This window comes from Aureimonas pseudogalii (genome assembly GCF_014196835.1).
Taxonomy (GTDB): domain Bacteria; phylum Pseudomonadota; class Alphaproteobacteria; order Rhizobiales; family Rhizobiaceae; genus Aureimonas; species Aureimonas pseudogalii.
This window is the reverse complement of sequence record NZ_JACIEK010000008.1, coordinates 123,694-146,608: the sequence shown is the minus strand read 5'-3', so window position 1 is coordinate 146,608 and position 22,915 is coordinate 123,694. Positions and strand designations below refer to the sequence as shown.

27 protein-coding genes are annotated in these 22,915 nt (G+C 67.3%); 15 read left to right on the top strand and 12 right to left on the bottom strand.

Translation table 11 applies throughout. The features are described from left to right. Positions 1-5: 5 nt before the first annotated feature. The 3 genes from GGR04_RS15095 to GGR04_RS15085 form a co-directional block, all read right to left on the bottom strand. Positions 6-290 carry an usg protein gene (locus GGR04_RS15095; protein ID WP_183200755.1) on the bottom strand — a complete coding sequence of 95 codons (285 nt, stop codon included), beginning with the start codon at positions 288-290 and terminating at the stop codon, positions 6-8. Positions 291-404: 114 nt separating this feature from the next. Further along, the gene (locus GGR04_RS15090; RefSeq protein WP_183200754.1) at positions 405-1,940 is read right to left on the bottom strand and encodes a cryptochrome/photolyase family protein; all 1,536 of its coding nucleotides are present in this window, start codon (positions 1,938-1,940) and stop codon (positions 405-407) included. A gap of 7 nt (positions 1,941-1,947) precedes the next feature. Next, positions 1,948-2,769, bottom strand: a complete 822-nt coding sequence (locus GGR04_RS15085; protein ID WP_312857465.1) for an SDR family NAD(P)-dependent oxidoreductase — start codon at positions 2,767-2,769, stop codon at positions 1,948-1,950. Between the two features lie 16 nt (positions 2,770-2,785). On the opposite strand from GGR04_RS15085, the gene GGR04_RS15080 reads away from it, so the two are divergent. Further along, positions 2,786-2,971, top strand: a complete 186-nt coding sequence (locus GGR04_RS15080; protein WP_183200812.1) for a DUF2256 domain-containing protein — start codon at positions 2,786-2,788, stop codon at positions 2,969-2,971. Here GGR04_RS15080 and GGR04_RS15075 read toward each other — a convergent pair. The 6 genes from GGR04_RS15075 to GGR04_RS15050 form a co-directional block, all read right to left on the bottom strand. Continuing rightward, complete coding sequence (locus tag GGR04_RS15075; RefSeq protein ID WP_183200753.1) at positions 2,968-4,578, bottom strand: NTP transferase domain-containing protein; 1,611 nt, start codon at positions 4,576-4,578, stop codon at positions 2,968-2,970. The genes GGR04_RS15080 and GGR04_RS15075 overlap by 4 nt on opposite strands. Next, on the bottom strand, positions 4,575-5,285 hold the full coding sequence (locus tag GGR04_RS15070; protein WP_183200752.1) for an XdhC family protein: 711 nt from the start codon (positions 5,283-5,285) through the stop codon (positions 4,575-4,577). The genes GGR04_RS15075 and GGR04_RS15070 overlap by 4 nt, the downstream gene beginning before the upstream one ends. Continuing rightward, complete coding sequence (locus GGR04_RS15065) at positions 5,285-5,608, bottom strand: XdhC family protein (protein WP_183200751.1); 324 nt, start codon at positions 5,606-5,608, stop codon at positions 5,285-5,287. Before GGR04_RS15065 ends, GGR04_RS15070 begins: the two co-directional genes overlap by 1 nt. Before the next feature lie 17 nt (positions 5,609-5,625). Then, entirely contained in the window at positions 5,626-6,873 is a 1,248-nt protein-coding gene (locus tag GGR04_RS15060) for a vWA domain-containing protein (protein ID WP_183200750.1), read from the bottom strand. Between the two features lie 5 nt (positions 6,874-6,878). Next, a complete protein-coding gene (locus tag GGR04_RS15055) occupies positions 6,879-7,790 on the bottom strand; it encodes an AAA family ATPase (protein ID WP_246393177.1) in 912 nt (303 codons plus the stop codon). Positions 7,791-7,872: 82 nt separating this feature from the next. After that, positions 7,873-8,382 carry a flavin reductase gene (locus GGR04_RS15050; RefSeq protein WP_312857464.1) on the bottom strand — a complete coding sequence of 170 codons (510 nt, stop codon included), beginning with the start codon at positions 8,380-8,382 and terminating at the stop codon, positions 7,873-7,875. Between the two features lie 187 nt (positions 8,383-8,569). Here GGR04_RS15050 and GGR04_RS15045 point away from each other — a divergent pair, with 187 nt between their 5' ends. The 3 genes from GGR04_RS15045 (at position 8,570) to purB (ending at position 12,035) form a co-directional block, all read left to right on the top strand. Next, complete coding sequence (locus tag GGR04_RS15045) at positions 8,570-9,637, top strand: ABC transporter substrate-binding protein (protein ID WP_210291811.1); 1,068 nt, start codon at positions 8,570-8,572, stop codon at positions 9,635-9,637. A 3-nt stretch (positions 9,638-9,640) separates the two neighbouring features. After that, positions 9,641-10,651, top strand: a complete 1,011-nt coding sequence (locus GGR04_RS15040) for a P1 family peptidase (RefSeq protein WP_183200748.1) — start codon at positions 9,641-9,643, stop codon at positions 10,649-10,651. Positions 10,652-10,727: 76 nt separating this feature from the next. Beyond that, a complete protein-coding gene (purB, locus tag GGR04_RS15035; RefSeq protein ID WP_183200747.1) occupies positions 10,728-12,035 on the top strand; it encodes an adenylosuccinate lyase in 1,308 nt (435 codons plus the stop codon). Positions 12,036-12,044: 9 nt separating this feature from the next. On the opposite strand, the gene GGR04_RS15030 is transcribed toward purB, so the two are convergent. Continuing rightward, on the bottom strand, positions 12,045-12,851 hold the full coding sequence (locus GGR04_RS15030) for an endonuclease/exonuclease/phosphatase family protein (RefSeq protein ID WP_183200746.1): 807 nt from the start codon (positions 12,849-12,851) through the stop codon (positions 12,045-12,047). A 221-nt stretch (positions 12,852-13,072) separates the two neighbouring features. Between GGR04_RS15030 and cls the strand changes: the two genes are divergently transcribed. Next, positions 13,073-14,518 carry a cardiolipin synthase gene (gene cls / locus GGR04_RS15025; RefSeq protein ID WP_183200745.1) on the top strand — a complete coding sequence of 482 codons (1,446 nt, stop codon included), beginning with the start codon at positions 13,073-13,075 and terminating at the stop codon, positions 14,516-14,518. 49 nt (positions 14,519-14,567) lie between these two features. After that, the gene (locus tag GGR04_RS15020) at positions 14,568-15,134 is read left to right on the top strand and encodes an RBBP9/YdeN family alpha/beta hydrolase (RefSeq protein ID WP_183200744.1); all 567 of its coding nucleotides are present in this window, start codon (positions 14,568-14,570) and stop codon (positions 15,132-15,134) included. A gap of 17 nt (positions 15,135-15,151) precedes the next feature. Here the strand turns inward: GGR04_RS15020 and GGR04_RS15015 are convergent, their stop codons facing one another. Continuing rightward, positions 15,152-15,916: an HpcH/HpaI aldolase family protein gene (locus GGR04_RS15015; protein ID WP_210291810.1), complete on the bottom strand. Its 765-nt coding sequence runs from the start codon at positions 15,914-15,916 to the stop codon at positions 15,152-15,154. A gap of 1 nt (position 15,917) precedes the next feature. Next, positions 15,918-16,235: a DUF1476 domain-containing protein gene (locus GGR04_RS15010; protein ID WP_183200742.1), complete on the bottom strand. Its 318-nt coding sequence runs from the start codon at positions 16,233-16,235 to the stop codon at positions 15,918-15,920. A 244-nt stretch (positions 16,236-16,479) separates the two neighbouring features. Here GGR04_RS15010 and purC point away from each other — a divergent pair, with 244 nt between their 5' ends. From purC to grxD, 9 genes are all read left to right on the top strand, one after another. Further along, positions 16,480-17,244, top strand: a complete 765-nt coding sequence (purC, locus tag GGR04_RS15005; RefSeq protein WP_183200741.1) for a phosphoribosylaminoimidazolesuccinocarboxamide synthase — start codon at positions 16,480-16,482, stop codon at positions 17,242-17,244. 67 nt (positions 17,245-17,311) lie between these two features. Then, positions 17,312-17,554: a phosphoribosylformylglycinamidine synthase subunit PurS gene (purS, locus tag GGR04_RS15000; RefSeq protein ID WP_183200740.1), complete on the top strand. Its 243-nt coding sequence runs from the start codon at positions 17,312-17,314 to the stop codon at positions 17,552-17,554. Between the two features lie 39 nt (positions 17,555-17,593). Beyond that, positions 17,594-18,145 carry an RNA 2'-phosphotransferase gene (locus GGR04_RS14995; RefSeq protein ID WP_183200739.1) on the top strand — a complete coding sequence of 184 codons (552 nt, stop codon included), beginning with the start codon at positions 17,594-17,596 and terminating at the stop codon, positions 18,143-18,145. Continuing rightward, positions 18,142-18,810 (top strand): phosphoribosylformylglycinamidine synthase subunit PurQ, encoded by a 669-nt coding sequence (gene purQ, locus GGR04_RS14990; protein WP_183200738.1) that lies wholly within the window; start codon positions 18,142-18,144, stop codon positions 18,808-18,810. Before GGR04_RS14995 ends, purQ begins: the two co-directional genes overlap by 4 nt. Next, positions 18,810-19,238, top strand: coding sequence for a hypothetical protein (locus GGR04_RS14985; RefSeq protein WP_183200737.1), 429 nt, complete (start codon positions 18,810-18,812; stop codon positions 19,236-19,238). The genes purQ and GGR04_RS14985 overlap by 1 nt, the downstream gene beginning before the upstream one ends. Beyond that, a complete protein-coding gene (locus tag GGR04_RS14980; RefSeq protein WP_210291809.1) occupies positions 19,231-19,659 on the top strand; it encodes a hypothetical protein in 429 nt (142 codons plus the stop codon). The genes GGR04_RS14985 and GGR04_RS14980 overlap by 8 nt, the downstream gene beginning before the upstream one ends. Before the next feature lie 82 nt (positions 19,660-19,741). Continuing rightward, positions 19,742-21,958, top strand: coding sequence for a phosphoribosylformylglycinamidine synthase subunit PurL (gene purL, locus GGR04_RS14975; protein WP_183200735.1), 2,217 nt, complete (start codon positions 19,742-19,744; stop codon positions 21,956-21,958). Between the two features lie 109 nt (positions 21,959-22,067). Then, entirely contained in the window at positions 22,068-22,301 is a 234-nt protein-coding gene (locus tag GGR04_RS14970; protein ID WP_183200734.1) for a BolA/IbaG family iron-sulfur metabolism protein, read from the top strand. 129 nt (positions 22,302-22,430) lie between these two features. After that, positions 22,431-22,775 (top strand): Grx4 family monothiol glutaredoxin, encoded by a 345-nt coding sequence (grxD, locus tag GGR04_RS14965; RefSeq protein WP_183200733.1) that lies wholly within the window; start codon positions 22,431-22,433, stop codon positions 22,773-22,775. Positions 22,776-22,915: the final 140 nt, after the last annotated feature.

Here is a 22,915-nt window from a genome sequence, read left to right as displayed (position 1 = left end):
GTCGCTCAGTGGAGATGCCCGAGCTCCCGGACGAAGCGGATCTCCTGCGGCTTGATCAATCCCTGATGCATGATCCGCACCGAATGGATGTCCGCCTCGACCTCGCGTTCCCAATGATCGAGGAAGCGCTTGAGCCGCGGATAGCGCGGGGCGATGTCGTCGAACTGCCATGAGAATGTCTGCAGCAGCGCCGGATGATCCGGCAGGCGGTAGAGGATCTCGGCGAAGGTCACGCCGTAGCCGGCAAGCATCTTCTGAAATTGCGGGTCGGAAACGCGAACGGACGGCATGTCGGCTCCTGTCCTCTGACGAGCCGAACGAGCGGCACGACGATCAGCCTGCGCTCCATTGGTTAACGAGATCCTAACGGGTTGCGGGTGACTTGCACGCTCCGTAACCCTGCCTCAATAGTCGCCAGTCGCGGTCAGTGCGTCGAGAAACCGGCGAGAGTCCGCCTGCGCCGCCTCGACCTTTTCCGGCGCCATCCGGTCGAGCGTCGCCACGCTGCGGCTCGTTCGCGGATTGCGCGCCATGCGGTTTCGATTGCGGGCTACAAAGTCCCAATACAGGTAGTTGAACGGGCAGGCGCCCTCGCCCTGCCGCTTCTTCACGTCGTAGACGCATTTGCCGCAATAATCGGACATCTTGTTGATGTAGTTGCCCGAGGCCGCATAGGGCTTGGAGGCGAACAGTCCTCCGTCGGCATAGAGGATCATGCCGACGACGTTCGGCATCTCCACCCATTCGTAGGCGTCGTGATAGACGACGAGGTACCATTCCTGCACCTCCTTCGGATCGAAGCCTGCGAGAAGGCAAAAATTCCCGAGCACCATCAGGCGCTGGATGTGATGGGCGTAGGCGTTGGCCTGCGTCTCCGCGATCGACTGGTGCAGGCAGTTGAGATCGGTCTGCCCGGTCCAGAAGAAGTCTGGCAGCTTGCGCGTGGCGTTCAGCAGGTTGCGTTCGCCGTAATCGGGCATCTCACGCCAGTAGACGCCGCGGATGAACTCCCGCCAGCCGATGATCTGCCGAATGAACCCCTCCGCCGCATTCAGCGGAACCGCATCGTCGCGATACGCGGCTTCGGCCATGTCGCAGCATTCGCGCGGGTCGAGCAGGCCGCAATTGATGAGCGCCGAAAGATGCGAATGGAACAGCAGCGGCTGGCCCTGCCGCATGGCGTCCTGAAAGGTGCCGAACTTCGGCAGTGCTTCGGCCACGAACCAGCGCAGATAGTGCAGCGCCTGCCGGCGCGTCACCGGATAGTCGAACTCGTCCAGGCTGCCGAAGTGATTGCCGAACCGTCGCTCGACGAGAGCGATCACCTCGGCGGTGGTGGCATCCACCGCGTAGTGAGGCCGCGGCGGTGCTTCCACACCGGCCGGCAGCGGCTCCCGGTTCTCCTCGTCGTAGTTCCATCGCCCGCCCACGGGTTCGCCGAGAGGCGTCATCAGATAGCCCGAACGCTTGCGCATCTCCCGGTAGAAGAACTCCATGCGCAGCGTCTTCGAACGCCCAGCCCATTGATCGAACGCCTCGTGCGTGGCGAGAAACCGATCGTCGGGCCGGATCTCGCAGGGTACGCCGAACTCGGCCTCCCATTGGCGCATCATTTCCATGACCCGCCATTCGCCGGCCTCGGTGACGACGATGGCCTCGACCGCATAACGGCCCAACGCCCGCTGCAACTCGCCCGTAAAGCTGCCACTGTTGCCTTCGTCGTCGAGCTTCACGTAGTCGACATGGACGCCCGACTTGGCGAGGTCGTCGGCGAAGTGGCGCATGGCGGCGAAGAGGAAGGCGATCTTGCGCTTGTGGTGGCGAACATAGGTCGCCTCGTCATGGACCTCCGCCATGAGCACGACATCACCGGGCTTCAGATCGCGAAGGCTCGAAAGAGATCGGCTGAGCTGGTCGCCGAGAACGAGACGGAGCTTCACGTCGGACTCAACTTCGCCCGGTCCGCAGCGTCGAGCGCCCGCCGTCGATCCCGATCGTCTGGCCTGTGATCCAACCGGCTTCCGGCGACAGCAGGAACGCTACCATGGCCGCAATCTCATCGGGTTGCCCGAGGCGCGGGACCGGGTGGAGCTTGGCGACAGCCTCGGCGATCTTCTCGTTCGGCGCCACCGAGCGGCCGAGCGGGCTGTCGATCAGCGACGGCGCGATCGCGTTGACGCGGATGCCGGGTGCGAGTTCGGCTGCGAGCGATCGCATCAGCCCGACGACGGCTCCCTTCGCCATGGCGATCGAACTGTGGGCCGCGAAGCCCTGATCCACGGCGACCGTCGAGAAAAGGACGATCGACCCGGCGTCGGATGCCGTCAGTGCCGGCAAACATGATTGAACGGCTTTCGCAGCGCCCAGCGCGTTGATCCTGAAATCACGCAGGAAATCGTCGTCAGAGAGACGCCCGATCGGCTTCAGCGTGATGGTGCCGGCCGCATAGACCAATCCGTCGAGCTGGCTCTCGGCGGCTTCGGTCAGACGATCCCAGTCGTTGCCGGTCTCGACGTCGAGTTCCACCACGCAAGCGCCGGTCTCCGCGGCCAGAGCTTCGATCGACGTCGCCGAACGAGCGGTCAGCACGAGCTCGTGCCCCGCCGCGGCCAGCCGCCGGGCCGTTGCCTCGCCGATGCCGCCATGGGCCCCTACAATCACACTGCGCACACCGACCTCCCTGCTTTCAAGGCGGCAGATGCGGCGCGTTTGACCGGGTTCAAGTGCGTCCCCGCAGCGCAGTCCATCCCCTGTGCGCGAAGCCGGCACGCCCCATCTCGCGCTGATGCCGAAAGCGACCGCGAAGTCCGACCTTCCCTCCAAGCCCTGCGCCCACTGTCATCGGCCGATGACGTGGCGAAAGGCATGGGCGAAGAACTGGGACGCCGTTCTGTATTGCTCGGATCGCTGCCGCGCCGAGGCCAAACGCGCACGGCAGGGCTTGCCCACCAGCGCCGCGACGACGTCCTAGCGGAAGACGCCGCCGGCGCGCTCCATCAGTTCGGGCGTATCGACGTCGAACGAGGCGGCAGCCCCGAGTTCCACGGTCCGCACGAGATCGAGATGCGCCTGCACGATGCCGCGGGCGCCGACATCGCCTTCGAGCGCCGCAATCTCCGGCCGGAAGCTGCTGGCGAGGATCACCGGGTTTGCGCGGCGCCCCTCATCCGCCGCCAGCACGATGGAGCCCTCGCCGGTCGCGTAAAATGCCGCGATCATAGCGTCGAGATCGGCGACGGTGAGCAGCGGCTGGTCGGCCAGCATGACCAGCACGCCATCCGCCTCGGGGCTCGCCGCTTCGAAGCCTGCAATCAGCGAGGTCGATAGGCCGTCGGCAAAGGCGTCGTTCTCGACGAAGCCGACATCCAGCCCGTCGAGCGCGGCCTCGATCTCCGCCCGCATATGCCCGGTGACGACATGAACCCGGCCGGCACCGCTGCCGAGCGCGGTCATCACCGAGCGACGAACGAGCGGTGTGCCCTCGAAGGTCGCGAGCAACTTGTTGGGCCCCTGCATGCGGCTGGAGCGGCCGGCCGCCAGCACGACGACATCGATGCGAGGCGGACGCTCGTCGGACTCGAACCCCTCGCGTGGATGCGGCCGGGACGCGATCTCCATCAGCAAACCTCCGACGCCGAGCCCGGTCAGGTCCTCGCTCGTCACTTCGAGATCAGCGAGGATACGGTTGAGAATCCAATCGAAACCGTTCTCGCGCGAACTACGCGCGCAGCCCGGCGCGCCCAACACGATCCGCTCGCCGATGCGGCCCAGCAGCAGCAGATTGCCGGGATCGACGGGCATGCCGAGATGCTCCACCGATCCGCCGGCTGCACGGATGGCGGCCGGCACCACGTCGTTCTCGTCGATCACGGCGGACGCGCCGAACACCACTGTCAGTTCCTCGTCCTCCGCCGGCCGCAGCAGCAGGTCGCGCAATGCCGTCGCCTCGTGCGGGCAGCGATCGTCGCGGACGAGGCTCGACTCCGAAGGTTCGAGCCGAGCCGAGAGCGCGTCCCACGTCTTGTCGAGGACACTCGGCTTGACCGTCGGCAGCACCGTCTGGATCAAGCCGACGCCCCGCTCACGGAACGGCGCCAGCCGTAACGCCCGGCGACGACGCAGCAGATCGACGGCCGCAACCACCGAGGCACCCGCCACGGCCAACGGGATGATCTTCACCGTCGCGACCATGCGACCGGCTTCCACAGGCGCATGCTCCGCCAGCGTTGCCAGCGTGATGGCGGGATCGATGCGGTTGAGCCGGTCGATGATCTCGCGGTCCGGCAGGAACAGCCCGCTTTCGCCGGCGAAGAGGTTGGCGCGGCCCGTCGCCGCCGGTGCCGCGCCGATCCGCGAATTCGCCAGTGCTTCCGCGATCGCAGCCGCCGCCTCGTCCTCCGTCAGATCGCCTGGGTCTAGTCGCGCGCCGATGATGCTGGCGATGCCAGCCTCGCTCAGCCGGTCGATCTCGTCGGCCCCCAGACGGGTTCCCTTGGCGATGCGCTCGTCCGGCAGCTTCTGCGCATGCGCCAAAATCACGCCGAGAGCGTCCGCGACCACGACCGGACCGAACCTCATGCGCGTTTCATCTCGCCGCGTCGCTCGGCGTGCATCTTGCGTTTGCGGAAGGCGGAGATCACCGAAGCGAGGATGGCCACCGCGATCTCGCCTGGAGTCGCGGCGCCGATGTCCACGCCGATCGGCGCTTCGATCCGGTCGATCCGGTGCTGCGCGATACCCGCCGCGAGTAGCCGTTCGACTCGTCGTGCATGGGTCTTCCGGCTCCCCAGCGCGCCCACGTAGAAACAGCCCACCCGCAAGGCCTCCATGATCGGATGATCGTCGATCTTCGGATCATGCGTCACCGCGACGAGCGCCGTGTAGGCGTCGAGCGGGTGCTTCGCGAGCACCACCTCCGGCCAGTCGGACTGCAAGGCGACGCCTGGAAAGCGATCGGCCGAGGCGAAGGCGGTTCGCGGATCGACGATCTCGAGATCGAAGCCGGCGAGCGCCGCCATCGGCGCCAGCGCCTGGCTGATATGGACGGCACCGATCATGACGATGCGTGGCGGAGGCAGATGGACGTTGACGAAGATGCGACCGTCTTCGCCTGCACCGGAGCGGCCGCTGCGAAACGCTCGCGCCAATGGCTCTTGCAGTGGGTCGGCGGCGACGTCGGCTTCCCGCACGAGGCGCTGCTCGCCACTTTCCAGATCGGTGACGACGGCGCAGGCTTGGCGGCGCGATCGTTCCGCGTTCAACGCCTGAAGAAGCTCGAAGCGCATCAGGACACCGGCTCGACGAAGACGCGGATGCGTCCGCCGCAGGAGAGGCCGACGCGCCACGCCGTCTCGTCGGCGACGCCGAATTCGAGAACGCGCGAGACGCCGGTCTCGATCACCTCGGCCGCCTCCGCCACCACGGCGCCCTCGACGCATCCACCGGAGACCGATCCCTCGAACCGCCCGTCCGCGTCGATCACGAGATGCGCGCCGGCCGGGCGCGGGGCAGACCCCCATGTCTCGACCACGGTGGCCAGAGCGATCGCTCGCCCTTCGGCGCGCCAGCGTTCTGCGATCTGCAAAATGTCGTTCAACGTCTCGGTCATTTCGTTCGGCTCCATCGTCAGGCCGCCCGGTCCGCGGCATCGTCCGCCAGCCAACGGCGCGGATCGGTTCGGGCAGGCGTCGTGCGGCCGTCGAGGGCCGTGCAGAGATCGGCCATCGCCTCGAGCGAATGCACAGGGCGAAACTCGTCCACATGGGGCAGCATCGCACGAACGCCCTTGGCCCGCGCGGCGAACCCCTCGAAGCGCAGCAGGGGATTGAGCCAGACGAGACGGCGGCAGGACCGATGCAGCCGGTCCATCTCGCGCTCCAGCACGAGCGTGTCGTCTCGCTCCAACCCGTCGGTGATCAGAAGCACCACCGCCCCGCCCGAGAGCACCCGCCGCGACCAGCGCCGGTTGAACGCTTCGATCGCCGCGCCGATGCGAGTCCCGCCCGACCAGTCCGCCACCGCCTCGGCGCATCGGTCGAGCGCGGCGTCGGGATCGCGATGCGCCAGTTCGCGCGTGACGTTGGTCAGCCGCGTGCCGAAGAGAAACGTATGGACCCGGCGGCGACGCGCCGTCACCGCATGGAGGAAGTGCAGGAAGATGCGGCTGTAGGCGCTCATCGAGCCCGAAATGTCGGCGAGCACCACGAGCGGTGGATGCTCGCGGCGCTGCGAGCGAAACTTCGGCAGGATCAGGTCGCCGCCCGTGCGCAGCGAAGCGCGCAGCATGCGGCGCTGGTCGATGCGCCCGCCGCTTGGGACCGCGCGAAACCGACGCGTCGCCACCCGGTCGTCCGGCAGTTCGAGCCGCGCGATCGCCTGGCGAGCGCGGGCCAGCTCGGCAGCGGTCATCTGCGCGAAATCCTTGCGGCGCAGCACCTCGTCGCGCGAGACCGTCATGCGGGCGTCGATCTCCAACGTCGGCTTGTCGACCTGACGGGGCTCGCGGCGGGCGCCCTCCGCCAGCGCGTCGTTGACGCGCGTCTCTCCGGGTCGCGGCTTCGCCGGCGGGCTCTCGCGCGGCGTCTTCGACGAGAACATCGCGATCATCTTTTCGACGAGCTCGCGCGACCGCCAGAAGACGCGGAACGCTTCGGTGAAGACCGCCTCGTCCTCGCGCCGGTTCACGAAGACCGCATGCAGCGTCCAGAACAGGTCTTCGCGCGAGGAAAAACCGGCCGCCTTGACCGCCTCGATCGCGGTCAGCGTCGCTGCCGGCCCGACCGCCATGCCGGCCTTGCGCAGCGTTCGTGCGAAGAAGGCGACGTTGTCGGCCAGCCGCCCCGTCGAGTCCGCGATGTCCGGCAGTTCGTCCATTCCGGTCAGGCCTGCAGGAAGTCGCGCTTGACCGACGCCAAGATCTCGCGGCCTTCGCCCGTCTCGATGCGGGCGATGTCGTCTTGATACTTCAACAGCACGCCGAGCGTGTCGGAGACCAGCGCCGGGTCGAGCGCGACGGCGTCGAGTTCGGTCAGGGCGTTGGCCCAGTCGATCGTCTCGGCGACGCCGGGGGCCTTGAAAAGATCGAGCTTTCGCAGCCGCTGCACGAAGCGGACGAGTTCGGACGAAAGATGGGCGTTGGCGCGCGGCGCCTTGCGACGGACGATCTCCAACTCGCGATCAGCGTCGGGATAGTCCACCCAATGATAGAGGCAGCGCCGCTTGAGCGCGTCGTGGATCTCTCGCGTGCGGTTGGTGGTCACCACGACGATCGGCGGCTCGGCCGCCTTCACGGTGCCGAACTCCGGGATCGTCACTTGGAAGTCCGAGAGGATTTCGAGCAGGAACGCCTCGAAGGCTTCATCCGTCCGGTCGAGCTCGTCGATCAACAGCACCGGCGCCCGCCCCGGCGCGCCGTCCAGCGCCTGCAGCAAAGGGCGCCGCACGAGGAAGCGCTCCGAGAAGATGTCCGATCGCATCGCGTCGCGCGCGGTGTCGCCCGTCGCCTCTCGCATGCGGATCTCGATCATCTGCGCGGCGTAATTCCACTCGTAGAGCGCCGACGAGACGTCCAGCCCCTCGTAGCACTGCAGGCGAATCAGCGGGCGATCGAGTGCTGAGGCCAGCACCTTGGCGATCTCCGTCTTACCGACGCCGGCCTCGCCTTCGAGCAACAGCGGCCGGCCCATCTTCAGCGACAGGAAGAGCACCGTGGAAAGCGCCCGGTCGGCGACGTAGTCGGCGTCGGCCAGAAGCGCCTGGGTCTCGTCGATGCTGGCGGGCATGGCGACCATGAGGAGAGTTCTCCGCGTTCGCACCGGGCGATGCTACTCGCCCTTAGATAGGATCGCGAAAGCCGTTGGCAGGGGCCCGAGATCAGAGCGCGTGATACTGGCGGGCCCGGTAGAGAAGACTACCGCCCGGCATGGGCTTTGCCAGCGCCACCACCTCGCCGATCATCACCCGGTGCGTGGCGACGGTGCGGCTGTCGATCAGCCGGCAGTCGAAGGCCACCAGCGCGTCCTCCAGCACCGGCGAGCCCGTCGCGAGCGTCGCCCAGCGCCCCGCCGTGAAACGCGCCTCGCTTTCGAGATTGCCCTCGCCGGCGAAGGTGCGGGCGACGCTCTCGTTGCGGTCGGCCAGCACGCTGACCGCGAAGACGCCGTTCTCGACGAAGCGCACGTTCGCCGCGCTCGCATGGTTCAGGCAGACGAGCAGCGTCGCAGGCGAGTCGGAGACGGAACAGACGGAGGTGACCGTCACGCCGCGCCTGCCGGACGGTCCATCCGTCGTCACGAGGTTCACGGCGGCGGCGAAATGGCTCATGGCCTCACGATAGGCGACCCGATCGATCGGCGCGTCGAGGGATTGCGGTAGCGTCAGCACGAACGATCCTTCCGGCATCCGCCACGACGGGACGGATCTTTTGCGGCAACATAGGGAAGAAACCGATCCTGTGCATCGCCTGCGCCCGCCGGAGATGGAGGTTTCAACCGGCATGGTGACCGAGGCGGCGAATTCGCCGAGCTTGGGCTCTCGTGCCGACGGCACGCAGACGCTAGGATCGGCGACGATGATCACGCGCCATCTCCTCTCGTTCGCCGGCCTCGGCCTCGTCCTGCTCGCGACCCATCCCTCGCCGTCGCGGGCTGCGGAGCCAGTGCGCATCGGTGTCGCCGCGCCGCTGAGCGGACCGTCCGAGATCCTCGGGCGTCAGATCGTCGCGGGGGCAGAGGCCGGAACTGCCGCGGATCGCTCGATCACCGTTGCGGATACCGCATGTTCCGCCGCCGGCGGTGCTGCGGCAGCGAATCGGTTGGTCGAGGCGCGGGCCGAGGTCGCGATCGGGTTTCTCTGCACGTCCGCGCTGGAAGCGGCCCTGCCGATCCTTTCCGCCGCCGCCATCCCGGTTCTCGACGTCGGCGTGCGTGCCGAGCGCATTCTCGACCGCCGCGAGCGCGAGGGATGGCTCGTCTGGCGGCTGGCACCAGCGTCCGGCGCCGAGGCGGCGGCCATCGCCGCCTACGTTCGCGCCCATTGGGCGGCCTCGCCCTTCGCGATCGTCGAGGATGGCTCCGCCTATGGCCGCGATCTCGCCGATACGGTCCGCAACCTTTTGGAAGAGAGCGGCCTGCGCCCGGCCTTCGTAGACAATTACCGACCGGCCGAGGAGAAGCAGTTCGGCCTCGCCCGCAGGATCGGGCAGAGTGGCGTGATCCGCGTTCTGGCGTTCGGCACGCGATCCGACGTCGCGATCCTGGCGCGGGACGCTGCGGCGACGAAGCTCGATCTGGAAATCGTCGGCGGCGAGTCGCTGGTCGACGCGCGTGGAAACGACGTCGAACTGCCGGCTGGCATCGTGGCGCTGGCGCCGGGCTTCGACGTCGACTGGGTGCCGACCGAGGCGCCGCCGGCGGACGAGGGCTATGCGCGGCTGGCGCGCATAGCCACGGAGATCGCGGTAGCCGGCGTGAACCAGGTGAAAGGTTCGGAGCGCTCCCTCGTCGAGGTGCTTTCCGCGGAAACGTTCGAGACGTTCGCCGGCCCGGTTCGGTTCGACGCGCGCCATGCCGCGGACATCGCACCGTTTCGTGCCTACCGCTGGACCGGCGAGCGGTTCGAGGCGATCGGCGGGAGCTGAGCGATGCCTCGCTGGACGCGCGGACGGCGCAATCTCCTGACCGACGTCTCCGGCATCACGGTCGGCAACGCCACCGACGAGCGCCTGAAGAGCGGCACCACGGCGGTTCTCTTCGATACGCCGGCCACCGCGTCGATGATGGTGCTCGGCGGTTCGCCGGGCACGCGCGACACCGAGCTTCTCGATCCTGCCAACACGGTCGGCGCCGTCGATGCGCTCGTCCTGTCCGGCGGATCGGCCTTCGGTCTCGATGCCGCGTCCGGCGTGCAAAGCCATCTGCGCCGCCTCGGGCGCGGGTTCGAGGTCGCGGGCTTCCGCGTGCCGATCGTGCCGTCCGCCATCCTCTTCGATCTCGCCAATGGCGGCGACAAAGACTGGGGGCTCGATTCGCCTTATCGCGAACTGGGCCGGCATGCGGCCGAGTGCGCCGCGAGCGAGTTCGGGCTCGGCAGCGTCGGCGCAGGAGCCGGCGCGAGGACGGCGGTCTGCAAGGGCGGGCTCGGTTCGGCCTCCACGGTGCTTTCCGGCGGAATGACGGTCGCCGCGCTCGTGGCGGTGAATGCCGTCGGCTCGCCGCTGGTGGACCGCACGAGGCAGTTCTGGGCCGCGCCCTTCGAGATGGACGCCGAGTTCGGCGGGCTCGGGCTGCCGCACCCGATGCCCGGCGACGCCGCGATGCCGCGCACGAAGCTCGACGCCCGCGAAGGCGCGAACACCACGATTGCGGTGATCGCGACGGACGCCGTTCTCACCAAGGGAGAAGCCAAGCGCCTCGCGATCGCCGCGCAGGACGGCTTCACCCGTGCGCTCTATCCCGCCCACACCGACTTCGACGGCGATCTCGTCTTCGCGGCGGCGACCGGCGCCAGCGGGATCGCGCCCTCGCCGATCGAGCGGCTGGAACTCGCCGCTGCGGCGAGCGCCACGATGGCGCGGGCCATCGCGCGGGCGATCTTCGAGGCACGAGCCGCGCCCGGAGACCGCCTGCCGGCGTGGCGCGACCTCTCCGGATGAGCCGCCGGCGTTGAGGCGGGAGCCCGGCTCTGTTAGGAGCCGGTGATCCCCACCACTCCCATCCGAAAGCGCCGCCATGATCCCTCGCTATTCCCGCCCCGAGATGGTCGCGATCTGGTCGCAGGAGACTAAGTTCCGGATCTGGTTCGAGATCGAGGCGCATGCCTGCGACGCGCTCGCCGATCTCGGCGTCATCCCGAAGGACGCCGCGAAGACGATCTGGGAGAAGGGCAACGCCGCGACTTTCGACGTGGCGCGGATCGACGAGATCGAGCGCGAGACCAAGCACGACGTCATCGCCTTTCTCACTCATCTCGCCGAGTTCGTGGGGCCGGATTCGCGCTTCATCCATCAGGGCATGACCTCGTCGGACGTCCTCGACACCTGCTTCAACGTGCAACTCGTGCGCGCCACCGACCTGATGCTAGCCGACATCGACGCGCTGCTGGCCGCCCTCAAGCACCGCGCCTTTGAGCACAAGGACACGGTCACGATCGGCCGCTCGCACGGCATCCACGCCGAGCCGACGACCTTCGGCGTCAAGCTGGCGCTCGCCTATGCCGAATTCGACCGCTGCCGGGCGCGGCTCGTGGCGGCGCGCGAGGAGGTCGCCACCTGCGCCATTTCGGGCGCGGTCGGCACCTTCGCCAACATCGATCCGCGCGTCGAGGAGCATGTGGCGAAGGCGATGGGCCTGAAGCCCGAGCCGGTGTCGACGCAGGTCATCCCGCGCGACCGGCACGCCATGTATTTCGCGACGCTCGGCGTCATCGCCTCCTGCATCGAGCGGGTGTCGATCGAGGTGCGGCACCTGCAGCGGACCGAGGTTCTGGAGGCCGAAGAGTATTTCGCGCCGGGCCAGAAGGGCTCGTCGGCCATGCCGCACAAGCGCAACCCCATCCTCACCGAGAATCTCACCGGCCTCGCCCGCATGGTCCGCTCCTACGCGCTGCCGGCGATGGAGAACGTTGCCCTCTGGCATGAGCGCGACATCTCGCATTCCTCGGTGGAGCGCATGATCGGCCCGGATGCGACGGTGACGCTCGACTTCGCCCTCGCGCGCCTCACCAACGTCATCGACAAGCTGCTCGTCTACCCGGAGCGGATGGACCGCAACCTCAACCAGTTCAAGGGCCTCGTCCATTCGCAGCGCGTGCTGCTGGCACTGACGCAGGCCGGCGTCAGCCGCGAAGATGCCTATCGCCTCGTCCAGCGCAACGCGATGAGGGTCTGGGAACACGGCGCCGACTTCCTCACGGAACTGCTCGGCGACCGGGAGGTGACGGACGCGCTCGGCGAGGCCGAGATCCGCGAGAAGTTCGACCTCGGCTACCACACCAAGCATGTCGACACGATCTTCAGCCGCGTCTTCGGCACGGCCTGACGGCGAACCTCAGGCGGCGGCGGGCGTCGCCACGAGCACCGGCTCGTCGAGCCGGTCCACCGCTTCGATCCCGAGAAGATCGACCTTGATCATCTGGTGGTCGGAGAAAGGCTGGTCGATGATCTCGACTTCCGCCCTCTCGCGCAGGATCGGCGAGAGCAGGCAGGTGTCGAGCGTCGCGCGGTAGGGGCCGAGCCGGAAGGTCGGCCCCGCCTGTGCGTTGGCATGGACCAGCCGGCCGTCCCGCAGCAGGGGCTCCAGCTCGCGCGCCCCGCGAAAGAGATTGAAGTCGCCGACCACGACGGTCGGTGTCTCGCGCTCGCCGACCCATGTCGCGAGCTCGGCGATCTGGATGCAGCGGATGCGATAGCGCAGCGACAGATGCGCGACGAGCACCCGAACGCCCGACATCTCGATGTCGTAGACGAGGCGCTTCTTGCCGGCCGACAGGTAGCGCGCCGTGCAATCCAGCGGGCGGGTCGCGAGAAACGCGTTCGACTTGCCGACCGAAACCGACAGGCGGCCGAAACGCTTGTCGGCCCCATACTTGTTGTCGATTCGCACCGTCGTGTGGTGGTCTTCCTGCAACGCGGGCAGCTGATCGAAGAAGCCGTTGGTCAGCGAGCCCCGGTCGATTTCCACGAAGCACGACAGGTCCGGTCGCAGCGCCCGCAGCCGCTCGCGCACCGCTGCCAGACTGCGGAGTTGGACACGCTTGGAGGTGAAGACGTGCCGATGGCCCCGGCGGACGTGGTGGCCAATGGAGCCGTCGATCTCCCGGGAATAGCCGAGGTTCGCGTAGACGATCCGAAGCATGGTCGATACTCGCTCCCGCACCGAAACGATGCCCGGCCCAACGTTCGGCATCGCGCGCCCGTTCCACCCGCGCCGGATCGGGCGTGAGCTCGTTCTGCGGCGTCTGCCGGAGCCTTGCGCCGGCCCATATCCTGGGGCACGAGCGGAGCGCAAGGCTCGGACGTTCCAGTCGTGCCGTTCTCGGCAAGTCCGCCGGGCATGCCGACAAGGTCAGGTGACGCATGTGGGACTTCTTCGACGGCACGGTCTGGCCGATCGCCGTCGCAATCATCAGCTGGTCGATCATCGTCGGCGCCATCGTCTATATCCCGTTCCGACGCTCGCCCGTGGCGGCGCAGGCTTGGCTGCTCTTGTTCTTCTTCCTGCCGTGGGGCGCGCTGCTCGTCTATCTCGCGGTGGGCAACGCCCGCCATCCGAAGTGGCGGCGAGACCGCATCGCCGAGGTGCCGGACATCATCCGCAAGGCGGTCGGCCACATCTCGCTCGAAAGCATGGGCGGCATGCGCTCGCTGCGCTCGCACCACCGCAAGACCGCGCATCTGGTGCAGCGGATCGGCCAGTTCCCTTGCCTCGCCGACAACAAGATCCGCCTCGACGCCGACTACAACCGCGTCGTCGACCGGATCGCGGCCGACATCGACAAGGCCGTCCACCATGCGCATGTCATGGTCTACATCCTGCAGGCCGACCAGGCGGGCAACAAGATCCTCTCGGCGCTGGAGCGCGCCGCGCGTCGCGGCGTCACCTGCCGGCTGCTCATCGACGCGGTGGGCTCCTCGCGTGATCGCAAGACCATCGCCAAGCGCCTGAAGGGCTCGGGCGTCCAGCTCGAGCTGATCCTGCCGCTGCGCTTCTGGAACCGCGCGACACGGCTCGACCTTCGAAACCACCGCAAGATCGTGGTGGTGGACGGGCGCGTCGGCTGGGTCGGCTCGCAGAACATGCACCGTATCGAATACGAGCCGAAGACCTTCTACCGCGAGGTGATGGCGCGCGTCGAAGGCCCGGTCGTGCTGGAATTGCAGGCGATCTTCATCGGCGACTGGTATCTCGAGACCGAGGAGGACATCGCCTCCCGCGCGCTGATGCCCGAACCGCTTCCGCCCTCGCCCGATCGCACCGCCACCGCACAGGTCCTGCCGAGTGGCCCGGACTATCCGCAGGCCGGCGTCGACATCCTGTTCACCGACCTCATCTACAATGCGCGCCAGCGCGTGGTGCTGGCGACCCCCTATTTCATTCCCAACGAGCCGTTGCTGGTGGCGATGCGGACCGCGGTCTCGAAGGGCGTCCACGTCACCCTCTTCGTGACGTCCACCACCAACAGCATCCTCATCGACAGCGCCCAGCAGTCCTATTACGACGAACTTCTGGAGGCCGGCGTCGAGGTGATGCTCTACCGGGAGCGGTTTCTCCACGCCAAGCATCTGTCGATCGACAACGACATCGCGGTGGTCGGCTCGGCCAACATGGACCGCCGCTCCTTCGAGCTGAACTCGGAGGTGACGCTGATCGCCTACGACGACGCGCTGGTGCGGGAACTCCGCGAGATCGAGGACGACTACCGCACCAAAAGCCATCGTCTGCAGTTGAAGGAGTGGGAGAAGCGCGGCTTTTTCCGGCAGCTTGCCGAGAACGTCACGCGCCTCATCAGTCCGCTGCTCTGAGGAGCCGCCCTCGCTTGACATCGACGGGCCCGCTTCGCATCTCGGGACGATGCGTATTTCAGAAGCCGACATCCTCATCGTTCCCGGTTACACCGGTTCGTCCGACGACCACTGGCAGAGCCGTTGGGAATCCAAGCTTTCCACCGCGCGCCGCGTGAACCAGCGCGAATGGTCGAAGCCGGTGCGCGAAGACTGGACCCGGGCGGTCGCCGACGCCGTGAACGAGGCGACGAAGCCCGTCGTGATCGTGGCGCATTCGCTCGGCGTCGCGACCGTCGTGCAGGCGGTTCCCCTGTTCGAGAAGCCGGTGGCCGGCGCGTTCTTCGTGGCGCCGCCCAATGTCGCCGACGAGACGATCAAGCCCCGCCGTCTCATGACCTTCGGGCCCTATCCGCGCGATCCCCTGCCGTTCCCTTCCGTGTTGGTGGCCAGCCGGAACGATCCGTTCTCCTCGTTCGAGGCGGCGGAAGATGCGGCGGGCGCCTGGGGCTCGCTCTTCGTCGACGCGGGCGACGTCGGCCATCTCAACGCCGAGAGCGGCCATGGGCCTTGGCCCGAAGGCCTGCTGACCTTCGGGCGCTTCCTTTCGAAGCTGGCGGTGCCCGGCAAGGACTGAGCCGAGGCGAGACGGCGTCAGGCGCGGATGTCGTGGACGATCGCGTTGGACGCCGCGCGCAACAGCGCGACGTCCGACGCGACGCAGATCATGGCGTAGCCCATCTCGCGATAACGCCGTGCATCGGCCGCCGTCGCCGCGTAGATCGCGCTTGCCTTGCCGGCCGCCTTCGCCTTGGCGACGAGCGTTCGCGCAGCGTCGTCGGCTTCCGTGCTGTTGGGATCGAGCCCGTTGGTTCCGATCGCCATTGACAGGTCGGATGGCCCGACGAAGATGCCGCCGAGTTCGGGAACCGCGAGGATGGCGTCGATCTGCTGGAAGGCCGACGCCGTCTCGATCATCGCGAGGGAGACGATCGAGCGGTTGGCGAGGTCCATGTAGGTCTTGCCCGAGTCGAGGCCGAACAGATCGACCGCACGGGCCGGCCCATAGGAGCGCGTGCCCACCGGCGCATAACAGAGCGCCCGCGCGAAGGCGGCGGCATCCTCAGGGCCTTCCACCATCGGCAGGATCACGCCCGTGGCGCCGAAATCGAGCGAGCGCGCGGCCAGCGCCAGGTCGCCGATCGGCACACGCACCACCGCGGGCTTGCCCATCAGCACGGCTCGGGCGCAACCCTCGCGGATCTCGTCGATGCTTTGCAACCCGTGCTGCACGTCGAGCGTCAGCACGTCGAAGCTGCGCAGCAGCGTCTCGTGAACCACGGGATCGCCGAGGCTCGACCAAGCGGAGAGAACGGTCTGCGGTCCCCCGAGAAGTTGGTGCAACCGATCGACCGCCATCTCAGGACGCCATGACCTGGGCCTGCGCCTCGGTGAGGCACTCGTCCATGTGGCGGCGGATCTGGTGATCGGACTGATGGACGCCCGCGGCGTCGAAGTCGCGTCGGATCAGGGCGAAGACGTCCTCCGAGCCGCCGGCGCCGAGATCGGCCTGCACGACGCCCGCCGCATAGGCGTCGGCCGCCTCGCCCGTCTTGCCGAGGTGGCCGGCGGCCCAAAGGCCCAGCAGTTTGTTGCGCCGAGCCTCCACCCGGAAGCGCAATTCCTCGTCATGGGCGAACTTCGCCTCGTGATCGGTGACGCGGTCGTCGATCGACATCGAGCGATCCTCCTCTCATCTTGCAAGTCTTGCCGGAAAATTCCGGACGGTTCGCCATAGGCTAGCGACGCGGGGCCGCTTGTCCAGCCGAGCCGAGCCGTTCCCCTTGCAAGAGGGCCTGGGAGGCCCGATCTGCGGCGGGGCGATTGTTTAAAAGCGGGCTTTGGTCTATGCAGCCGCCTGAAGCATTTGGTTTTTCGCGCGTCGGGCCCGACTCGCCCCTCCCCACGATCGAGCATCATTCATGACACGTCGCCGCCGGATCTACGAAGGCAAGGGCAAGATCCTTTACGAAGGTCCCGAGCCCGGTACGTTGGTACAGTTCTTCAAGGACGACGCGACGGCCTTCAACAAAAAGAAGCACGAGGTGGTGGACGGAAAGGGCGTCCTCAACAACCGCATCTCCGAATACATCTTCACGCATCTCAACCGGATCGGCATTCCCACGCATTTCATCCGTCGGCTGAACATGCGCGAGCAGCTGATCAAGGAAGTCGAGATCATCCCGCTCGAAGTCGTCGTGCGCAACGTGGCGGCCGGTTCGCTGTCCAAGCGCCTCGGCCTCGAAGAGGGCACGGTGCTGCCGCGCTCGATCATCGAGTTCTACTACAAGGCCGACGCGCTCGACGATCCGATGGTTTCGGAAGAGCACATTACCGCCTTCGGCTGGGCGAGCCCGCAGGAAATCGACGACATCATGGCGCTCGCCATTCGCGTCAACGACTTCCTCACCGGCCTCTTCCTCGGCGTCGGCATCCAGCTCGTCGACTTCAAGATCGAGACCGGCCGCTTGTTCGAGGGCGACATGATGCGCATCATCGTGGCCGACGAGATCTCGCCGGACTCGTGCCGCCTGTGGGACGTGCACACCAACGACAAGCTGGACAAGGATCGGTTCCGCCGCGACATGGGCGGGCTCGTGGAAGCCTACCAGGAAGTGGCGCGCCGTCTCGGCATCATGAACGAGAACGAGCCGCCCCGCCCTTCCGGGCCGGTGCTGGTCAAGTGACGCCCCTGCCGGCGTCGCAACCGGTGCCGGCTCTGAGATTGGTTCATTCGCAAGGCAGGATCATCACGTGATCAAGGCGCGCATCGTCGTAACTCTCAAGAACGGCGTTCTCGACCCCCAGGGCAAAGCCATCGAAGGAGCCCTCGGCACGCTCGGCTTCGGCGGCGTGCACGGCATCCGGCAGGGCAAGGTCTTCGACGTCGTAGTGGACGGCGAAGATCGCGCCAAGGCCGAAACCGACATCAAGGCGATGTGCGAGCAGCTGCTCGCCAACACCGTCATCGAGAACTACGCCGTCGAAATCGCCTGAACCCGCTGCGGCTTCCGAATCGTATCCCGTAGAGCGACGATGGCGAACGACACCGACGTTTCGAAATTCATGAGCCTCGTCCTTCGGCATGCTCCGCATGAAGCGGGACTGGCGCTGGACGAAGCAGGATGGGCGGATTTTCGCGTGCTCTGCTCCGCCATCGAAACGAGGTTCGGCGTCTCAGAAAACGACGTGCGCCGCATCGTCGACGAGAATCAGAAGAAGCGTTTCGTCGTGCTCGGTGAGAAAGTCAGAGCCGCACAGGGTCATAGCGTGGCCGTCGACATCGGTCTGCAAGCATCACGACCGCCCGCGCTGCTCTTCCATGGAACGAAGGCATCGAACCGAGCGGCGATCATGGCGGAGGGTCTGTCGAAGCGCAGACGTCATCATGTCCACCTGTCGATCGATCGCGAGACGGCGGAGCAGGTCGCGGCGCGACGCGCCGGTGAAAGCTTGATCCTCGAAGTCGATGCGCGCGCCATGCAGGCGGCGGGCGCGGAGTTTTTCTTGTCTGAGAACGGCGTCTGGCTTACCGACGCCGTACCACCGAAATTTCTGACGTCGAGCAGCGAGCCGGACCGCCCATGAAATCCGCCGTCGTCCTCCTTCCGGGGCTCAACCGCGACCGTGACATGATCGCGGCGCTCACGAAGATCTCCGGCCAGGCGCCGGTCACCGTTTGGCAGACCGACACGACGATTCCCGATGTCGATCTCATCGTCGTGCCCGGCGGTTTCTCGTTCGGCGACTATCTGCGCTGCGGCGCCATCGCCGCGCGCTCCCCGGTGATGCGGGCCGTTGCGGAAAAAGCCGCGGCGGGCGTCGCCGTGCTCGGCGTCTGCAACGGGTTCCAGATCCTCTGCGAGGCCGGGCTGCTGCCCGGCGCCCTCATGCGCAACACGAGCCTGAAGTTCGTGTGCCGCGAGGTGAAGCTCGAGGTCGCCAATGCCGACACGCACTTCACGAAGGGCTACACGCGGGGTCAGATCATCCGCTGCCCCGTCGCCCATCACGACGGCAACTACTTCGCCGAGCCCGATGCCTTGAAGCGCATCGAAGGCGAAGGCCAAGTCGTGTTCCGCTACGCCGAGGGCACCAACCCGAACGGCGCGATCAACGACATCGCCGGCATCGTGAACGCACGCGGCAACGTCCTCGGCCTGATGCCGCATCCCGAAAACCTCGTCGAGCTCGAGCATGGCGGAACGGACGGGCGCGCGCTGTTCGAAAGCGCGCTCGGGCTGGCGGCCTGATGGCCCTCGCCTCGAACGCTCGCGCTACGGGCGCGATGGCCCTCACCGTCCTCGTCTCGGCCTGCGCCTCGCCGGTTACCCCGCCACCCGCCACGGTTCCGAAGGCGGCGGCCACCGCAAGGGCCGACACCGGGCTCGACCGCATGGAGCGCCTCGCGCTGACGGCCAATCGCTGCTGGTTCAAGTCGAAGGATCCCGCCTTCGCCAAGCTGACGCTGGCGCCGGAGCTGTCATCCTTCTCCGGGCGGCCACGCTTCCTTCTGGTGCCGAAAAATCGGCCGGAGGAGCGCCCGCTTCTCGTGGTCGAGGGTCGCAGCGGATCGACGGCGGTGGACACCTACGGACCGCTTCTAGAGACCGGGCTGGCGGGCCGTCTGGAGTCCGACCTCGGTCGCTGGCGTGCCGGATCGTCCGACTGCAATGCCTAAAACCCCGGGCCTTTCGCGAGCCGCCGGCCGCATCGCCGGCCTCGCCGTCGCTCTCGCGGGAGCTGCCGGCTGCGGAGCGGTCACGGTGGCAGCCCCCTCCGGCATGGTGGCAACAGCTGCTGCCGCCGAGCTGCCGAACGCCGCCGAAATCCGATATGTGCGCGAGACCGGCGCGGCCGTCTACCGCCGGGCTCCAGTGGTGGAGCGCACGCGCGGCTTCGTCTTCGCGAGCGCCGCGGACGGCTACGGCATGTGCCTACGCGCACCTGCGAAGGACGATGGCTTCGATCACACGCTGCTCGTCCTGCAGCGTCGCATTGTCGGATCCGTGAGCCAGGTCGAGGACGACGCTGCGATCCTGCGCCGCTCGGCCGACGTCGCGCCTTGCCGGGGCCGGACCGACTGGGTCTCGGCGCGATGACCGTTCTCCCCCGCCCTCCGTCTTCCATGGCGGGTCCGTTTCTCTTCTTTCGTTCGTCCGCTCGTTTCGCGCCGGAGGCTTCATGACCGATATCGCCATCACCCCGGAGCTCGTCGCCAGCCATGGCTTGAAGCCGGACGAGTATCGGCGCATTCTCGACCTGATCGGGCGTGAGCCGACGATCACCGAGCTCGGCATCTTCTCGGCCATGTGGAACGAGCATTGTTCCTACAAGTCGTCGAAGCGCTGGCTGCGCACGTTGCCGACCACGGGCGCGCGCGTCATTCAGGGGCCGGGCGAGAATGCCGGCGTGGTCGATATCGGCGACGGCGACTGCGTGGTCTTCAAGATGGAGAGCCACAACCACCCCTCCTACATCGAGCCCTACCAGGGCGCGGCGACGGGCGTCGGTGGCATCCTGCGCGACGTCTTCACGATGGGCGCGCGGCCCATCGCGGCGATGAACGCCCTGCGCTTCGGCGCGCCCGATCACCCCAAGACCCGTCATCTCGTGTCCGGCGTCGTCGCCGGCGTCGGCGGCTACGGCAACTCCTTCGGCGTTCCGACGGTGGGCGGCGAGGTCAACTTCCACCCGCGCTACAACGGCAACTGCCTCGTCAACGCCTTCGCGGCCGGCCTTGCCAAGACCGACGCGATCTTCCTGTCGGAGGCCAAGGGCGTCGGCCTGCCCGTCGTCTATCTCGGCGCCAAGACCGGCCGCGACGGCGTCGGCGGCGCGACGATGGCCTCTGCCGAGTTCGACGACAAGATCGAGGAGAAGCGTCCGACCGTGCAGGTCGGCGACCCCTTCACCGAGAAGTGCCTGCTGGAGGCTTGCCTCGAACTCATGAAGACCGGCGCGGTGATCGCGATCCAGGACATGGGCGCAGCCGGCCTCACCTGCTCGGCGGTGGAGATGGGCGCCAAGGGCGACCTCGGCATCGAGCTCGACCTCAACAAGGTGCCGGTGCGCGAGGAGCGCATGACGCCTTACGAGATGATGCTCTCGGAGAGCCAGGAGCGCATGCTCATGGTGCTGGAGCCCTCCAAGCGCGAGGTCGCGGAGGCGATCTTCGTGAAATGGGGGCTCGACTTCGCGGTGGTCGGCAAGACCACGGACGATCTGCGCTTCCGCATCCTCTTCGACGGGGCAGAGGTCGCCAACCTGCCGATCAAGGATCTCGGCGACCAGGCGCCGGAATACGACCGGCCGTGGACAGAGCCGAAGCCCGCCAAGGTCATTCATGCCGCGGATCTGCCCGAGCCCACCGACTATGCCGCGACATTGCTCACGATCGTCGGCTCGCCCGACATCGCCTCGCGCCGCTGGGTGTTCGAGCAGTACGACACGCTCATCCAGGGCAACTCGCTGCAGCGCCCGGGCGGCGACAGCGGCGTGGTACGCGTCGAGGGCCATGCGACGAAGGCTCTCGCCTTCTCGTCCGACGTCACGCCGCGTTATTGCGAGGCCGACCCCTATCAGGGCGGCGCGCAGGCCGTGGCCGAGTGCTGGCGCAACCTCACCGCCGTCGGCGCCGAGCCGCTGGCCGCCACCGACAACCTCAATTTCGGCAATCCCGAGAAGCCGGAGATCATGGGCCAGCTCGTGAAGGCGATCGAGGGCATCGGCGCCGCCTGCCGGGCGCTCGACTTCCCGATCGTCTCGGGCAACGTCTCGCTCTACAACGAGACGCAGGGGCGCGCGATCCTGCCGACGCCGACGATCGGCGGCGTTGGGCTGATCGACGATCGCACGAAGACGGCGACGATCGGCGGCTGGGCCGACGGCGACGTCGTGTTCCTCGTCGGCGGCGACGGCGGGCATCTCGGCGCCTCGATCTACCTGCGCGAGATCGAGACGTGCGAGGACGGCGCGCCGCCGCCGGTGGATCTCCAGGCGGAGAAGCGCCATGGCGATTTCGTGCGCGCGCTCATCCGCTCGGGCCGCGTGACCGCCTGCCACGACCTCTCGGACGGCGGCCTCGGCATCGCGCTCGCCGAGATGGCGATGGCGTCCGGCAAGGGCGCGCACGTCAATGTCGGCGGCGGTCCGCTGCATGCCCTGCTCTTCGGCGAGGATCAGGCACGCTACGTCGTCTCCGTGCCGGCGACGCAGGCCGACACGATCCAGCGCGAGGCGGGCGACCTGCCGCTGCGCGAGCTCGGCGTGGTCGGCGGCACCGCGCTCGTCGTCAACGGGGCGTTCTCGGTCGAAATCGCCGATCTGACGGTCGCGCACGAGAGCTGGTTCCCGAACTTCATGGCCGGCACGGTCGCGGAGCGTCCAGCGGCGGCCTGACGCGGCCCGCTCGATTGCCGGTGAAACGCAAAGACCTTATCGTCGGCGGAAGAGGTCTGGACCCGACAGTCCGGCCCCGTTCCGTCCGGCCCTTCGCAGGAGACCCGTCATGCCGATGAATGCCCACGACATCGAGACGATGATCCGTCAGGCCATTCCCGACGCCACCGTCACGATCCGCGACCTCGCGGGCGATGGCGACCACTACGCCGCCGAGGTCGTGGCGGAGAGCTTCCGCGGCAAGTCCCGGGTGCAGCAGCACCAACTCGTCTATCAGGCGCTGCAGGGCAACATGGGCGGCGTGCTCCATGCGCTCGCGCTGCAGACCAGCGCCCCGAAGTGATCGCGCGCGGGCGATCGCCGGACCGCCGGCAGTCGATGGACTTTAAACTCGCGGCGTGAAGCCGTATGTCTGGGAAGAGCGACGCGCCGGGCGCGTCCCATCCTGCAAATCTCGCCGGGAAACGCTGACATGGCTGGTATCATCGACTGGATCGACAACGAGGTGAAGGCGAACGACGTCGTCGTCTTCATGAAGGGCACACCGGACTTTCCGCAGTGCGGCTTCTCGGGCCAGGTGGTCCAGATTCTCAACTACCTCGGCGTCGAGTACAAGGGCGTCAACGTTCTCTCGTCCGACGAGCTACGCACCGGCATCAAGGAATACGGCTCCTGGCCGACCATCCCTCAGGTCTACGTGAAGGGCGAGTTCGTCGGAGGCTGCGATATCCTGCGCGAGATGTTCCAGGCTGGTGAGTTGCAGGATTTCTTCGGCGACAAGGGCGTCGCCGTGACGGCGGCCGCCCCGGCCGCCTGAGCGCACCGCTCTTCACCCCCTCGACGGCCCGCTCGCAACCCGAGCGGGCCGTTTTCGTTGGTCCCGTGACTGGGCCGAACGACCAGGCTCCACTTCGATAGGAAGCTCGGCTTTGTTTTCTCGAGCAGCTGCGATATGGG